Genomic DNA, 14,740 nt, shown 5'->3' on the forward strand with positions numbered 1-14,740 from the left:
TACCGGCGCATCGACCAGTAATCGGTCGCGTCGGGGGTGCCGAGATTGACCAGCATCACCCCGATGCGGCGCCGCGGCCGCCTTGTGGGTCAAGGGGCGTCAGGCCAATGACATCAGGATCTCGGCGCTGCGCCTTGCGCCGTCGAGGTCGATCTTCGGAGGCTCGGCGGGCGCCGCGTCCAGCGACGCATCCACCGCGTCGCGCAATGTTTCCGGTGTCAACATGCCGATCCGTCGGGTCGAGACGCCGGGCAACCGGGCGAAGGCGGCGGCGCGGATCAGCTGCTCCTGTTCGTCCCCCTCCTCCATCGGCACGAGGATCGACGGGCCGCCGCGCGTCGCCGCCTCCACCGCCGTGTTGTAGCCCGCAAGGCTGATCGACACCGCGCAGCGCGGCAGCAGCGCGCGGAAATCCCCCCGCGGCGCCTCCACCACCGCGGGGCCGAGGGCGCGCAGCGCGTCGCGCTCCGCCTCCGCCCCCGGCGCCATCAGCCGCCAGCGCAGGCCATGCCCGGCCGCGGCCCGCGCCGCCAGCTCCAGCAGCCGCCGCCCGATGCCGCCCGAGCCGACCGAGACCAGCACCTCGCCCGCCCCCTCGCCATCCGTGGCCGCCGCAGGCGCGGGCGCGACATAGCCGGTGTAGCGCAGCAGCCCCGGGTCGACCGACAACCCGTGCCCCGGCCACACTTCCTCCAGCGCCAGGACCGAACGGTCGCCATGCACCAGAACGGCCTCATATCCGGCGAGCCGCGCGAGGCTTTCGCGCGCGCGCTTCTCCTTCTTCGGCGGCTCCGGGACGTCGCGGACCGAGGAGACCAGCGCCGTCCCCAGCGGCCGGGCCGCAGCCAGCGCCTCGAACTCCGCCGCCATCTGGCGGCGGCCGAAGGGGAACAGCTCGGTCACCAGCACGTCGGGGCGGAACCTCGCCCAGACGCCCGCCACCGCCTCCTGCCGCGCGGCCCAGAGCGCGTCGCCCGCGGGCGCGCCGTCCGGGCCGCGCAGGTCGCGGTAATTCAGCCCCGGCACGTGGACCGGCGGCAGCTGCACATCGCCCGGCCCCAGCGGCAGGTGCGCCAGCGGGCGGCCGCCGCTGACCACCATCGCCTCGCCCCCCGCCGCGCGCACCGCCCCGGCCAGGTTGAGCACGCGCGCGAGGTGCCCCGAGCCCATCAAGTGCGTCTCGAGGAAGGCGATCCGCGGCGCGGTCACGCCCGCGGCTCCAGCTTCTCCGGGGGGGCGAAGCCCACGGGGGCGCCGGAGCCGTCCAAAGTCACCGGGTGAACGGCGGCGCGCTTGATGCGGAACGGCTCGGCGCGGTCATAATTCCACCCGCTCGCCGCCGCGAGGATCGCGCGCATCACGCCGCGGTGACAGATCACCAGGTGCGGGCCGGATTCGGCGATCTCGGCCAGCGCGGCGCGCAGGCGGGACAGCATCTCGGCCGGGCTCTCGCCCCCCGGCGGGCGGAAATGCCAGCCCCAGGTCTCGACCGGGCCATAGGCGCAGGCGGGGTCCTCCAGCAGCTCGGCGCCGATCCGCCCCTCCCATGCGCCGAAATCCATCTCCACCAGCCGCGGGTCGACGCGGGCCTCGCCGGATTCCACCAGCATCTCGGCGGTGACCCGGGCGCGGGAGAGGGGCGAGACCACGGCCGGCATCCCCCGCCAGCGGGCGGGCAGGCGCAGGCCCGCGATCTCCTCGACCGAGGCGGCGGAGAGGGGGATGTCGGTGCGCCCCTGCAGGCGGCCCTCGGCGTTCCAGTCGGTGGGGAAATGGCGCAGCAGGCCGATCTCGACCCGGCGCTCGGCCGCCTCGCCCTGGCCGCGGCCGGCGGCGGCGGGCGCGCGCACCGGGTCGGCGGGCGCGGCGGCGGCGGAGAGCGGCGCCTGGCCGGGGATCGGCGCATAGGGCGGGGCGTCGGGATCGGTCGCGGCCGAGGGGCCCTCGGCCCGCGGGCGGGGCCGGGCGGAGCCGGAGCCGGCGGCCGCGGCGGCATAGCCGGTGAGGGCGGCGCGCAGGGCCATGTCGGCGGCGCCGGGCAGGGGCGCGTTGGCCTGCGCGGCCCCGAGGGGCGCGGCGGGCGCGCCCGGGGCGCCGGGCGCGGGCGGGGCGGCGGGGCCGGTCGGCGCGCCGCCCGCGCCGCCGCCTGCCGGAGGGCCAGATGGCGCGCCGGGCCGGGCCGCGCCCTCGCGCGCGGCGAGGTCGGCGGCGACGGCGCGGGTGAAGGCCTCGGCCGCGGCCGGATCGGCGCCGGGAAGCGGCGCGGCGGGGGTCGCGACCCCGGTTCCGGGCGCGCCGGTCTGGCCGGTTCCCGGGGCGCCGGTCAGCCCTGCGCCGGGGATGTTGCCAGTGGGAATACTGGCCCCCGTCAGCGCCCCGCCCGCGGGCGGGGTCAGGGCCGAGCCGCCGCGCAGCGCGGCGGCGAGATTGGGCTGCGTGGCGGCGGCGAGCCGCGCAGCCTCGGGCGCCTGCGCGCCCGTCGCGGCGGCGGCGCCCTGCGCGCCCTGCGTCCCCTGGCCCCCCTGCGGTCCTTGCCCCCCCTGCGCGCCCGGCGTCCGGCCGGCCGCGCCGGGCGTCGCGCCCGGCTGCGGCGGGCGTCGCGGCGGCGTCCCGCCCCCGCCCGCGCCGCCCACGGGCCCCGCCATCAGGCCGAGGCCCCGATCAGCGCGCCAAGATCCGCGCGCAGCCGCGAAGCGGCGGCCTCGAGCGAGTGGCGCTGCTCCATCCACAGCCGCGCCGCGCGGCCCCGCTCGGCCAGCGCGCCGCGATCCGCCGCCGCGTCCCGGATCGCCGCGGCCAGCCCCGCCGCATCCCCGGGCGCGGGCAGCATCCCGCCCGCCAGCACCACGTCGCGCGGGCCGGGCCGGTCCTCGGCCAGGCAGGGCAGGGCGGCGGCCTGCGCCTCGAGATAGACCATCCCGATCCCCTCGCCCACGCCGGGCCAGACCAGCAGCTCGGACGCCTCGTAAGCCTCGCGCAGCAGGGCCGGATCCTCGACCAGGCCCGAGAACTCCACCCGCCCCTCGAAGCGGTCGAACATCTCCTGGATCACCGGGCGCTCGGGCCCGTCGCCGATGACCGAGAGCCGCCACGCGGTCCCGTCCAGCAGCGCCAGCGCGTCGGCGAGCCGGGCGTAGGAGGCGCTCTTGTCCCCCCGCCGCATCATCGCGACCGTGAGCAGCCGCAGCGGCCCGTCGGCATCCTCGCGCCCGTCGCGCATCGCCGGGCGCGGGCCGATGTCGATGAAGGGCGGCAGGGGGGCGAGCCGGTCGCGCGCCGTCTCGCCCATCGCCCGCGCAAGGCCCGGGCGGTCGCGCCCGGTGGTCCAGTAGACCCGGGCCGCCGCGTCCAGCGCGCCGCGGGCGGCCTCGGCGAAGAAGCTCCAGGGCCCGGCGAGGCGCTTGGCGGAATGGCTCGCCTCGGAGATCACGTAAGGGATGCCGAGCGCCTCGGCGACGCGCGGGCCGACCAGGTCCGGCGCCTTCCAGTAGTTGTGATAGGTGAACCACAGCGCGGGCGGCGCGGCGGCGAAACTTTCGACCAGGCGCTCGACCTCGAGATCCGCCTCGGCCTTCAGCGCCGACTGGCGCAGCCGGTCCCCCTCCATGTCGAGGGTGCGCAGGGAGGTCGCGAGGAAGGGCGCGAACCCGGCCATGTCGAGCGCGCGCATGGTCAGGCGCGCGATCTCCCGATCCCCGGAGGGCGTGGGATGGTCCGGCGGCTTCATCGGCGCGTGGAAGGCGACGGCGGGGCGGCCGTCCCCGGCGCGGGCGCGCAGCGGCGGCTCCATCGCCCGGGTCATCCGTGGCTTCCCGTGGCGCAGGAGGAGCAGCCGCAGGCATCCCCTTCATGGTGCAGCACCTGCCGCCCGCCCGCATGGGCGTGGGCATGGTCGTGCGCGTGCGCGTGCCCGTGCCCGTGGTCTGGCCCATGGCCCGGCGCGTGATCGTGGCCCGGCGCGGGCCCGAGGCCCATGGCCATGCGCCGCGGCGGCGCCTTCTCGCCCAGCATCGCCCCGAGGCGCCGGGCGAGGCGGGTGATCCCGCGCTCCATCCCGAACGCGCCGACCACCCGTTCGCGCGCCGCCAGCCCCATGCGCGCGCAGGCGCCGGGATCGCGGGCGAGCTCGGCCAGCCGCGCCGACAGGGCCGCGGGGTCCCCCGGCGGGACCAGCGCGCCATGCACGCCGTCCTCGATGAATTCGGGGATCGCCGAGACGGTGGTCGACAGGATCGGCAGCGCCTGGCTCGCCGCCTCCATCAGCACGTTGGGCAGCCCGTCGCGGTCGCCGTCCGAGGCGATCTTCGAGGGCAGCACGAACAGGTCCGCCGCGCGCATCGCGGCGATCACCTCGGTCTGGTCGCGCTTGCCCAACCACTCGATCCGATCAGCGATTCCAGCGGCTTGCGCGGCGGCCTTCAACTCGTCTTTCAGCTCGCCGCCGCCGATATGCGTGAAGCGCCAGTCGACATCCGCGGGCAGCATCGCCAGCGCCGCCACCAGGTCGTCATAGCCCTTCTTGGCCACCAGCCGCCCGACCGAGACCAGCCGCAGCGGCCCGTCATGCGCCGCCCGCTCCGGCGGCTCGGGGAAGCGCGACAGGTCCAGCCCGTGATACACGAGGTCCACCTTGCCCGGCTGGTCGGCCAGCGCCTTCAGGTGGTCCACGTTCACCGCGGTGCAGGTGGCGAGGAAGTCCATCTCCGCCAGCTTCTCGCGCTTCTCCCAGTCCTCGGTGGTCCAGATGTCGCGCGCATGGGCCGAGGCGCCCCAGGGGATCCCGCGCATCTGCGCGGTGTAGCGGGCGACGGAACCGGGCGTGTGGATGAAATGGACGTAGAGCGCCGCGGTCTCGGGCGGCAGTTCCGCCGCCAGCACGCAGGCCTGGCCGAAGCGGCGCACGCGGTTGGAGGTCGGGTCGCGGCGCAGGTCGCGCATCCACGCCCGGAACGCCGCGCCGAAACCGGGCAGGCGCGCGGCGCGCGCGAGGCCGCGCAGCACGCGCCACGGCTCCTTGTAAAGGTATTCGGGAAGGTAGCGCGCCGCGGCCTTCACCTGCCCGTGGATCGGGTGGGTCCGGTCGTCATAGGGAAAGCGCAGGGACCAGATGTCGAAGCGGAAGCCGCGGTCCTCCAGCGCCTTCAGCTCCTGCGCGATGAAGGTTTCCGACAGGCGCGGCCAGCCCTTGACGATGACGGCGAGCGGGGGGGCGGAGCGATCTTCCGTCATCGCTCAGGCCGCCCCGACCGCGGTCCTCGGGAAGGCCCGCTCGGCGATGACGCCCAGCCCGCCCAGAAGCCCGTCCTGCCCGGCCGCCGAGGGCGGAGGCTGGTCGGCGAGGCCGCGGATCACGCGCCCCATCACCGCCGGGTCGCGCCCGTCGCGCGGGGCGTGCAGCATCCGGACCAGGCCCAGCCGCTCGGCCGCCTCGGCGCGGATCAGCTGTTCCTTGCGCGGGTGGTGGCGCGGCGCGATGGCGGCGGGCTTGTCGAGCGAGAGGATCTCGCAGAACGTGTTGTAGCCGCCCATGGCGACGATCCCGACCGCCTCGGCCTGCAGCCGCTCCATCCGCGGATCGAAGCTGATCGCGGTGACGCGGCCCTTCAGGGCGGCGGCGCGGCGGTCGAACTCGGCGCGCTTCTCGTATTGAAGGAACGGCCCGTAGACGATGACGCCATGGGGCTTCAGGCCCGGGTCCGCCTCGTAGGCCGACAGGGCCCAGTCCACCAGGTCGGCGCCGTCGCCGCCGCCGCCGGTGGTGACCAGCACGAAGGGCTCGTCCGGGGCCAGCTGGCCGATGCCTTCGGGCCAGTCGGGCGGGTCGCGGCGCAGGTAGCCGGTGTAGCGGATCTTGGCCTCGGCCGCGCGGGACAGGCCGAGCCCCTCCAGCGGGCGGTGGATCTCGGGCAGGCCGTAGACCCAGATCTCGTCGAAATAGCGCTCGATGGCGTCCACGTGGCGCTTGCGGTCCCACTCGGCGCGCAGCTTCTCGCGCTCGTCCAGCACGTCGCGCACGCCGAGCACGATCCGCGCGCCGCGGCGCGAGGCTTCTTCAAGCGCGCCCGCAAGTTCGTTGCGGAAGCCCCAGGCCTCCTTGTCGACGATCAGCAGGTCGGGGCGGAAGCTGGTCTCCGCCGCCTCGATGATCGCCGCGCGCAGGGCCGCGGTCTCGTCGATCGGAAGGCCGAGATTGTGGCTGGCATATTCGCCGTCGGGCAGCTTCACGACGCCCGGCAGGCGCACGTGGTCCACCCGGTCGGGAAAGTCGAACCGCCCGGCGATGGGCGATCCGGTCAGGATCAGCGCCGCGACCTGCGGGTCGCTCTGCGTCAGCGCGCCGGCGATGGTGCGCGAGCGGCGCAGGTGCCCCAGCCCGAACGTGTCGTGGGAATAGAGGAGCGCCCGGCGGGTCGGGCCCTTGGCGGGATCGGCCCGGCGCGTCCCCGGCTCGGCCGGGACGGTCGCGGGCGGCGGCGCGCCGAAGGGCGCGACCGCGAGCGGCGCCCGGGGCGCTGCGGTTCCATCAGCTTCGTGCATGCGCGTCTCGGCGTCCCCTGCTTCTTCTGCGCCTCGCGCGCGGCTCCCCTCCCGATGAACCCCGGCGCGTCTCTGGCCCTCGAAGCTATACCGAAACGTCCCCATGTCGAAAGCGCCGGACGCGGCTTTTTCGCGTTGCAGCGCGACAAGTCGTTTCCCGTCGAGACGGTTGACGGGCCTTGCGGCGCTTGGTCCCAGCGGGGCGGCGGCGCGTTCATTCCCCGTCCAAGCGTCGGCGTGGCATGCCGGCGCAGGCGGGACCGCACCCCAATCGCGCATATTTTCCCCCGCCATGCCCCGTGGAAGGGGCCGCATCATGAAAAAGACCTTCCTCACCGGCGCCGCCGCGCTGAGCCTTCTCGCCGCCGGGCCTGCCGCGGCGTCGAGCATGATTTTCCTCGAGACCTTCGATGACGAGGCGGCGGACGGCTACGTCTCCAACGCGCCCTCCACGTTCTTCGACCAGTTCACCGTGACGAGCGGGTCGGTGGACATCATCCCGCAGGGGGTGTTCGGGCTGTCCTGCGATGGCGGGGCCGGGGGCTGCGTGGACATGGACGGGTCCAGCGGCGCCTCGGGCGAGCTGACCTCGGACCTGATCGCGATCCAGGCCGGGTTCGACCATGACGTGGCCTTCGCCTATTCGGGCGCCCAGCGCGGCGGCGCCGACGACCTGATGTTCTCGATCATCGACGAATTCGGGGGCGTGCTGTTCACCGACACCATCGTCGGGCTGTCCTTCAGCGCGCCCTACGCCCTCTACACCCACAGCTTCTCGGTTCCCGTGGACGTGAGCGTGAGCCTGGTGTTCGAGACCTTCGGCAATGACAACCAGGGCCCGCTCCTCGACAGCATCTCGGTGTTCCGCCTCGACAACCCGCCTTCGGACGTGCCGCTTCCCGCCGCCGCGCCGCTGATGGCGCTGGGGCTGGCCGGGCTCGGCCTCGCCGCCCGCCGCCGCAAGGGCTGAGCGGCGCGGGCCCGAAACCGCCGGACCCGGCGGGGGGCGGCCCGGCGCGGGCCGCCCCGCTTCGCGCCCACCCCCGTCGCGCTTCGGGCGCGCGCCCCGTCGCGGTCCGGGCGCGCGACCCCTTCGACACCCGGAGCGCCCCCCCCCCGCGTCACCCGCCTCGCGGGCGCGCGAGGCGGGTGACGCGGAAAGCCATTGGCTCTAGGCTCGGGATCGGGCAAAGGGCGCGTCCGGCGCGCCCCTCCTGCCGCGACCCGGACCTGGCCGAACGGAACTCCGCGATGACCCATGTCCCGACCCCTCCCGCACGGCGGGTGCTGATCGCCGCGCTGCTGGCGCTCGCGGCGCTGCTCGGCGCGCTTGCGCCCGCCGCCGCCCAGCCGGTGGATTACGGCGCGCTGCTGCGCGAGCTGGGCGTGACCGGCGGCGACGCCGCGCAGGAGGAGCCGGCCCCCGAGATGTCGCGCATCGGCGGCCCGGCCCCGGCCTTCGCCGCCGAGGACGACCCGAACCGCGCCCCCGAGGTCGCCGCCTATGGCCGCATCGCCGCCGCCCAGGCGGAAGAGGCGAACGTGATCCAGCGCACGACCGAGAGCGTCTCGGCCCTGCGCCAGCGGGTGCAGATGACGCTGCGCGCGGCCCCGGACCTGTTCGAGGAGCTCGAACGCTACATGGCCCGCAACGCCCCCGACGGGCGGTCGAGCCATTTTCTCGGGGTGTTCGTGCTCACCGTCATCTGCGTGATGATCGGGCGCGCGGTGGTCTCGCTCTATGCCGCGTTCATCGCGCTGCCGCTGATGCAGGCGGCGCAGCGCGGGCCGCGGCCGCGCACGCTCGGGGACAAGCTGCCGGTGCTGACGCTGCGCTTCGCGCTGACCTCGGGCGCGGTGGCGATCTGCGTGTCGGTGGCGGCGGGGCTGGGGCTGGCGGTCGTGGACGACCATCGCCCGACCCTCGACATGGCGGCGCTGACGGTGGGGACCTGGGGGCTGTGGCTGCTGGTCGACACGATCTGGCGCATGACCATCTGCCCCTACCTGCCCGAATACCGAATCCCCAAGCTGACGGACGAAGCTGCGCGGCGGCTCTATCTCTGGGTTTCGGTCAGCGCGGGCGTGTCCATCGTCGGGCAGGGGTTCACAGCCTGGGTCGACGCGCTGGGAACCCCGGCGGCGGTGCACGCGCTGGTCGCCTCGGGGACCGGGCTGCTGTCGCTGATCTTCGCGCTGGTCATGATCTGGGCGAACCGCCCGGCGATCTCCTCGGCCATCCTCGGCGGGCGCGCGCGGCGCGACGCGACCTGGTTCGCCTCGGTCTGCTCGGTGCTCTGGGCGCCGGTGGTCACCGTCTATCTCATCGTCTCCTGGGTCGAGGGGGTGGTGCGGATGCTGCTGGGCTACGAGCAGAACATCCCCCTTCTGACCGGCGCCTTCGTGACGCTGATGTGCGGGCTGATCGTCTACGCGGTCTCGGTCTTCGCGGTCGAGCGGCTGTTCGCCCGCGCCCGGATGCGCCGGGCGCCGCCGCCCCCGGCGCAGGACGCCCCGGTCGAGGCGCACGTGATGGAGGGCGACGGCCCCGACGGCGACGGGGACGGCGACGACGAGGGCGGCCCGATGCGCGGCGGCCGCGCGGTGGAGGAGCTGCGCCCGCAGCTGTTCCCGCACATGGCCGTGCGCCGCCAGCCGATGCGCAGCTTCGAGGACCTCGCCCAGCGGGCCGCCGCGATCTTCGCCATCGGCGTCGCGGCCTGGCTGCTGGCGCGGATCTGGGGCGGCGACGCGATCTTCCGCGACGGCCAGCCGCTCGATTTCCTTCAGGACGTCATCGACAAGCTGTTCATCGGCTACATCGCCTTCCACGCCGTGCGCATCTGGCTCGACAAGCGGATCGAGGAAGAGGGCGGGGACGACGTCGCCTCCGAGCCGGGGGACGAGGGCGGCGGCGCGGGCTCGCGGCTCGGCACGCTCCTGCCGCTGTTCCGGGCCTTCATCCTGTTCGTGATCGTCGCCGTCACCGCGCTGACCATCGCGATGGAGATGGGGGTGAACGTCGCGCCGCTCTTCGCCGGCGCCGGCGTCGTCGGCCTCGCCATCGGCTTCGGCGCGCAGGCGCTGGTGCGGGACATCCTGTCGGGGGTGTTCTTCCTCCTGGACGACGCCTTCCGCAAGGGCGAGTACATCGACGTGGGCGAGGTGAAGGGGACGGTGGAGAAGATCTCGATCCGCTCCTTCCAGCTGCGCCATCACCTGGGCGCGCTGCACACGATCCCGTTCGGAGAGATCACCCACCTCACCAACTTCTCGCGCGACTGGGTGATGATGAAGCTGCCGCTGCGGCTGACCTATGACACCGATGTCGAAAAGGTCCGCAAGCTGGTGAAAAAGCTGGGCCAGCAGCTGCTGGAGCACCCGACCGAGGGGCCGAAATTCGTCCAGCCGCTGAAATCGCAGGGGGTCATCCAGATGGAGGACTCGGCGATGATCGTGCGCATCAAGTACATGACCCGCCCCGGCGACCAGTGGACCACCCGCAAGCTGGTCTACCACGAGATCCGCGAGCTCTTCGCCCGCGAGGGGATCAAGTTCGCCCACCGCGAGGTGACCGTGCGCATCCCCGACCTGCCCAAGGACCGCGCCCCCACGGCGCAGGAACTGGAGGCGGTCGAAGAGGCCGCCGGCGCCGCCGCCCGGACGGTGGCGGAAGACGGCCCGCCGGGCGCGTCCACTGTTGAAATGCGGTGACGTGGGGGGAGGAAGGGGGCGCACCCCCTTCCTCCCCCCCCACCCCCCTCCATCCCGCATCCCGGTTGCGCTTCCGTTCAGCGTCACGCAGGATCGTCAGACGTTCCCGCGGCAGACGGGACGGGCACGGGAGGGGAACAGCATGCAATTCAAGGGTATCACCGCCGTCGTCACCGGCGGCGCCAACGGCATCGGCGCGGCGCTGGCGCGGGCGCTGCACGCGGCGGGCGCGGCGCAGATCGCGGTCGCCGATCTCGACATCGCGGGCGCCGAGGCGGTGGCGGCGGAAATCGGCGGCCGGGCCTTCCGCACCGACGTCTCCGACCCCGGCGACATGCGCGAGCTGATCGCCGCGGTGGAGCACGAGATGGGGCCGATCGCGCTCTTCTGCTCCAACGCCGGGGTGGCGACGGGGGTGGACACCACCTTCCAGAACGCCGCCGGCGCCGACGACCATGTCTGGCAGACGGCGTGGGAGATCAACGTGATGGCCCATGTCCGCGCCGCCCGCCTGCTGGTCCCGCTGATGAAGCAGCGCGGCGGGGGCAATTTCCTGCACACCATTTCCGCCGCCGGGCTGCTGAGCCAGATCGGCTCGGCCGTCTATTCCACCACCAAGCACGCCGCCGTGGGCTTCGCCGAGAACCTCGCCCTCACCCACCGGGACGACGGGATCCGCGTCTCGATGCTCTGCCCGCAGGGGGTCGACACCAACATGCTGCGCGGGATGGATCCCGGCCCCCAGTCCGGCGACGGGGTGATGAGCGCCGGGGACGTCGCCGCCTGCGCCCTCGAGGGCCTGGCCGAGGACCGGTTCCTGATCCTGCCGCACGAGCAGGTGCGCGGCTACATGGCCCGCAAGACCGAGGATTACGAGCGCTGGATCGGCGGCATGGCCAAGCTGCAGCGCAGCTACCAGGCCTGACGGCCCCGCGCTTCAGCCGCCCTCAAGGCCGCCATGCACGCATGAATTTTTGTGCAATGCAGCAAATCCCCCTTGAAGGGAATCGGAGAATGCCCCATTTGAGCAGTGCAGCAAGCGACGCCGCGCCGGGATCCCGGGCGGCCTCGCGCCCCGCTGGCACTGGATGAAAGGAGGCGCCTCATGACCGCCAAGACCGCGAAAACCGCCGCGACCAAGACCGAAACCACCTTCACCGAGGCCGTCGAGGACGCCGTCGAGATGGCCTCGACCGCCGCGACCGACCCGGCCAAGGCCGCCGAGGACGTCCGCGCCCGCTCCGAAGCCTGGGCCAAGGACGCCGGCGACAAGGCCCGCGCCGCCGCGCTGAAGGCGACCGAGGACTTCCAGGCCTCCAGCGCCACGCTGCTCGAGGCCGAGATGGCCGCCGGGACCCGCGGGATCGAGCTCGCCAGGACGCTCGTCGACGCCCGCGCCGAGGCCGCCGCCAAGGCGCTGAAATCCGGCGACCTGGCCGAGGCCGTGGCCGTCGAGCAGGCCTACGCCAAGGCGGCGATGGAAACCCTGACCTCGGGCCTGCGCGAGATCGCGCAGATCCGCATGGACGCCTTCAAGGCCGCGACGGCGCCCTTCGCCGCCCGCGCGACCGAGGCCTTCGGCGGCTTCGCCAAGGCCTGATCCCGGGTCGAGGCCCGCGCATCGCGTCGCCCGCCGCGCGAACCGCTTGGCGTAACGCGCGAGAAACTCAGACCAAAGGCCCGGCCCTGCGCCGGGCCTTTCCGCGTTCCGGGGCGCCGGTCCGGGCAGGGGGCTTGCCCGCCGCCGCCGCCCGCGCTCTACTGACAGGCATTGAGAGCGCATCGCCCGGCGCATTTTCCGGGCCGAGACCGGAGCCCACCATGTTGCACCGCCTGTTCCAGGGGGCGCGGCCGCTTGCGCGCCTTCTTCCGCTCATCCTCGTCCTTCTCGCGCTGACCGCCGCGGGCGCGCGGGCCGAGACCCGCATCGCCCTCGTCGTCGGCAATGGCGGCTATTCCATCGGCCCGCTGCCCAACGCCGTCTCGGACGCGCGGCTGGTCTCCGGCGCGCTGCGGGACGCAGGCTTCCAGGTGACCACGAAGCTCGATGCCGACCAGCGCGATTTCAAGCGCGCGGTCAGGGACTTCGCGGATCAACTCAAGTCCGCGGGCGAAGGCGCGGTGGCGGCCTTCTACTATGCCGGCCACGGCGTGCAGATCGGCGGGCGAAACTTCCTCGTGCCCGTGAACACGCCCCTGCGCTCGGCCGCCGACGTGGAATACGAGACGATCGACGCGCAATGGGTGCTGGACATGATCGGCCAGTCCGGCGCGCCGCTGTCGATCATCATGCTCGACGCCTGCCGCAACAACCCGTTCCCCTCCGTCTCCCGCGCCGTGTCGCAGGGGCTGGCGCGGATGGACGCGCCCCGCGGCGCGATCCTGAGCTACTCCACCGCGCCCGGCGCGGTGGCGCTCGACGGCAAGAGCGGGAATTCCCCCTATACCGCGGCGCTTGCCAGGGCGATCCGCACCCCCGGCCTGAAGATCGAGGAGGCGTTCAAGCAGGTCCGCCGCGCGGTCCTGGCCGAAACGAACGAGCGCCAGGTGCCGTGGGAGAGCTCCTCGCTGCTCGGGGATTTCTACTTCTCCGGGGGGGCGGGGACGCAGCTCGCCTCGGTCGTGCCGAGCCAGGGCGCGGCGCCCGCGCCCGCCTCGCCCACCCGCGCGCCGACCGGCGACCGCTTCCGCGACTGCCCCGACTGCCCGCCCATGGTGCGGGTGCGGGGCGGCGCGTTCCAGCTCGGCTCGCCGCGGTCCGAGGCGGGGCGCGAAGGCCATGAAGGCCCGCAAGCCTCCGTCAGCCTTCGCGATTTCGCGTTGATGGAGACCGAGGTCACGGTCGCCGACTACAGCCGTTTCCTGGACGAGACCGGCCGCAGCCCGGGCCAGGGCTGCTGGGTCTGGGCGGTGGTCTGGCTCTGGGACGGGGCGCGCAACACCCTCTCGCCCGGCTTCGCCCAGGGGCCGGACCACCCGGCGAGCTGCATCAGCTTCCCCGAGGCGCAGGCCTTCGCGGCGTGGATGAGCCGCAAGAGCGGCCGCCCCTACCGGCTGCCGAGCGAGGCGGAGCTCGAATGGGCGATGGGCGGCGACGCGGCCGCGCCCTGGGGCCCCGCGCCCGCCGCCGGGGCCTGCGGCTGGGGCAACCAGCACGACCAGGCCGCCTATGCCGAGTGGGGCAACGCCATCTATGGCCACATGCCCTGCAACGACGGGTTCGCCGCCACCGCGCCGGTGCGCGCGTTCCGGGAAAATTCCCTCGGCCTGCGGGGGCTTCACGGCAACCTGTGGGAGTGGACGGCGGATTGCTGGCGGGACGGGCATGTCGGCGCCGCGACCGACGGCGCGGCGCGCATGGATGGCGACTGCACGCGCCGGGTGGTCAAGGGCGGCCACTTCCTGCAGCCGCCGCAATGGTCCCGCCCCGCCTGGCGCTATGGCGCGCAGGCCAAGGCCGGGGCGGTCTATGGCGGGCTGCGGCTGGCGCGCGACCTCTGAGCCGGGAAAACCGCGCCGGGGCAGGGGGATGGCGGCCGGTCTTCGCCCGCCATCCGGGCCTGGACGCGGCGCCGGGGACAGGGCGCAGATGCGGAACGGGCCGGCGCATGGCTGCGTCGGCCCGTTCCGGGTCCGGGGACCGTCATTCGAACGCCCCGGCGCGTCTGCTCCCCGCGCCGGGGCCGAGGGCTGCTGCAAGCTTTCGCTCAGCGCCCCCAGCTGCGCAGCGGGCCGCTGTCCACGTGCACGAAGTTGGAGCGGGTGTACCGCCCCACGCCGCCGCCCTTCAGGGCCTCGGCCGCGCCGGCGATCTGGCGGACCGAGCGGCCTTCGACCCGCAGGTCCACCGCCATCGCGCGGATGTGGTAGCTGTTCTTGGCGACCCCGCGGCTGCGCGAGCGCAGCATGTCGTTGGTCGTCTTGCTGCGATAGCCCGACACGATCTCCACCGGGGTGGAGATGTCGAGCATCCGGGTCATCGCGGAGATCACGTCGATCGCGCGCGGGTCGTAGGGCATGACGGCGTTCTGCCGCCAGTCCCGCAGGAGGTAGGAGATTTCCTCGAGCGCCTCGGGGATGTAGCTGCCATCCGCCCAGTAGACGGTGGACAGTCGCTCGCCCAGGCGGCTGGACGTCAGGGACACGGCTCGGTACGCGCCAGCGCCCCGCTGCACGGCAGGCGCCGCGGCGAAGGAGGGCGATGCGGCCAGCACGGCCCCGCCCCCGATCATCCCCAGCGCCGCCCGACGGGACATCAGCCCGTCGCGGTCGGTCTTGGCCATTGATATTCGCCTCGTTCCATAAGCTCGCCGGTCGTTGCCGGCCGCGCCTGTTCCATGGCGCTTGTCACATTTATCCCACATCGCAGGCGCAACGCACAAGTGGCGGTTGGGCCGCGATTCCGCCGCGTTCTGCGGCCTCATGGCAACGGGTTCCATCATGGCGCGGATCATGCGCGAAACATGGTTTAAAGAGTTTTACCCCACGA

At 73.8% G+C, this 14,740-nt stretch carries 10 protein-coding genes and 1 pseudogene; 5 read left to right on the plus strand and 6 right to left on the minus strand.

Features of this window, described 5'->3' with window-relative positions; genetic code table 11:
- Positions 1-99: 99 nt before the first annotated feature.
- The 5 genes and pseudogenes from ACQ5SO_RS17705 to ACQ5SO_RS17725 all read right to left on the minus strand — a co-directional run bounded on the left by ACQ5SO_RS17705 (position 100) and on the right by ACQ5SO_RS17725 (position 6,537).
- On the minus strand, positions 100-1,209 hold the full coding sequence (locus ACQ5SO_RS17705; RefSeq protein ID WP_430942968.1) for a glycosyltransferase family protein: 1,110 nt from the start codon (positions 1,207-1,209) through the stop codon (positions 100-102).
- Complete coding sequence (locus ACQ5SO_RS17710) at positions 1,206-2,645, minus strand: histidine phosphatase family protein (RefSeq protein WP_430942969.1); 1,440 nt, start codon at positions 2,643-2,645, stop codon at positions 1,206-1,208. The genes ACQ5SO_RS17705 and ACQ5SO_RS17710 overlap by 4 nt, the downstream gene beginning before the upstream one ends.
- Positions 2,645-3,802 carry a glycosyltransferase family 4 protein gene (locus ACQ5SO_RS17715; RefSeq protein ID WP_430942970.1) on the minus strand — a complete coding sequence of 386 codons (1,158 nt, stop codon included), beginning with the start codon at positions 3,800-3,802 and terminating at the stop codon, positions 2,645-2,647. The genes ACQ5SO_RS17710 and ACQ5SO_RS17715 overlap by 1 nt, the downstream gene beginning before the upstream one ends.
- A gap of 203 nt (positions 3,803-4,005) precedes the next feature.
- Positions 4,006-5,229: pseudogene (locus ACQ5SO_RS17720) on the minus strand (glycosyltransferase); the annotation flags it as partial.
- A gap of 3 nt (positions 5,230-5,232) precedes the next feature.
- Positions 5,233-6,537, minus strand: a complete 1,305-nt coding sequence (locus tag ACQ5SO_RS17725; RefSeq protein WP_430942971.1) for a glycosyltransferase family protein — start codon at positions 6,535-6,537, stop codon at positions 5,233-5,235.
- Between the two features lie 316 nt (positions 6,538-6,853).
- Here ACQ5SO_RS17725 and ACQ5SO_RS17730 point away from each other — a divergent pair, with 316 nt between their 5' ends.
- From ACQ5SO_RS17730 to ACQ5SO_RS17750, 5 genes are all read left to right on the plus strand, one after another.
- Positions 6,854-7,507, plus strand: coding sequence for a VPLPA-CTERM sorting domain-containing protein (locus tag ACQ5SO_RS17730; protein WP_430942972.1), 654 nt, complete (start codon positions 6,854-6,856; stop codon positions 7,505-7,507).
- Positions 7,508-7,788: 281 nt separating this feature from the next.
- A complete protein-coding gene (locus ACQ5SO_RS17735; protein WP_430942973.1) occupies positions 7,789-10,251 on the plus strand; it encodes a mechanosensitive ion channel family protein in 2,463 nt (820 codons plus the stop codon).
- Between the two features lie 142 nt (positions 10,252-10,393).
- On the plus strand, positions 10,394-11,176 hold the full coding sequence (locus ACQ5SO_RS17740; protein WP_430942974.1) for an SDR family oxidoreductase: 783 nt from the start codon (positions 10,394-10,396) through the stop codon (positions 11,174-11,176).
- Positions 11,177-11,356: 180 nt separating this feature from the next.
- Complete coding sequence (locus ACQ5SO_RS17745; RefSeq protein WP_430942975.1) at positions 11,357-11,851, plus strand: phasin family protein; 495 nt, start codon at positions 11,357-11,359, stop codon at positions 11,849-11,851.
- A 221-nt stretch (positions 11,852-12,072) separates the two neighbouring features.
- Complete coding sequence (locus ACQ5SO_RS17750; protein WP_430942976.1) at positions 12,073-13,752, plus strand: SUMF1/EgtB/PvdO family nonheme iron enzyme; 1,680 nt, start codon at positions 12,073-12,075, stop codon at positions 13,750-13,752.
- 206 nt (positions 13,753-13,958) lie between these two features.
- Here the strand turns inward: ACQ5SO_RS17750 and ACQ5SO_RS17755 are convergent, their stop codons facing one another.
- On the minus strand, positions 13,959-14,534 hold the full coding sequence (locus tag ACQ5SO_RS17755) for a YcbK family protein (RefSeq protein WP_430942977.1): 576 nt from the start codon (positions 14,532-14,534) through the stop codon (positions 13,959-13,961).
- Between the last annotated feature and the right edge of the window lie 206 nt (positions 14,535-14,740).

Source organism: Rhodovulum sp. DZ06 (genome assembly GCF_050586345.1).
Lineage (GTDB): Bacteria > Pseudomonadota > Alphaproteobacteria > Rhodobacterales > Rhodobacteraceae > JBOCEF01.

What these genes read in the sequence shown, in the direction of transcription:
- ACQ5SO_RS17750 (WP_430942976.1), top strand. Translation starts at nt 12,073, where the DNA reads ATGTTGCACCGCCTGTTCCAGGGGGCGCGGCCGCTTGCGCGCCTTCTT.
- ACQ5SO_RS17745 (WP_430942975.1), top strand. Translation starts at nt 11,357, where the DNA reads ATGACCGCCAAGACCGCGAAAACCGCCGCGACCAAGACCGAAACCACC.
- ACQ5SO_RS17755 (WP_430942977.1), bottom strand. Translation starts at nt 14,534, where the DNA reads ATGGCCAAGACCGACCGCGACGGGCTGATGTCCCGTCGGGCGGCGCTG.
- ACQ5SO_RS17740 (WP_430942974.1), top strand. Translation starts at nt 10,394, where the DNA reads ATGCAATTCAAGGGTATCACCGCCGTCGTCACCGGCGGCGCCAACGGC.
- ACQ5SO_RS17710 (WP_430942969.1), bottom strand. Translation starts at nt 2,645, where the DNA reads ATGGCGGGGCCCGTGGGCGGCGCGGGCGGGGGCGGGACGCCGCCGCGA.
- ACQ5SO_RS17730 (WP_430942972.1), top strand. Translation starts at nt 6,854, where the DNA reads ATGAAAAAGACCTTCCTCACCGGCGCCGCCGCGCTGAGCCTTCTCGCC.
- ACQ5SO_RS17735 (WP_430942973.1), top strand. Translation starts at nt 7,789, where the DNA reads ATGACCCATGTCCCGACCCCTCCCGCACGGCGGGTGCTGATCGCCGCG.
- ACQ5SO_RS17725 (WP_430942971.1), bottom strand. Translation starts at nt 6,537, where the DNA reads ATGCACGAAGCTGATGGAACCGCAGCGCCCCGGGCGCCGCTCGCGGTC.
- ACQ5SO_RS17715 (WP_430942970.1), bottom strand. Translation starts at nt 3,802, where the DNA reads ATGACCCGGGCGATGGAGCCGCCGCTGCGCGCCCGCGCCGGGGACGGC.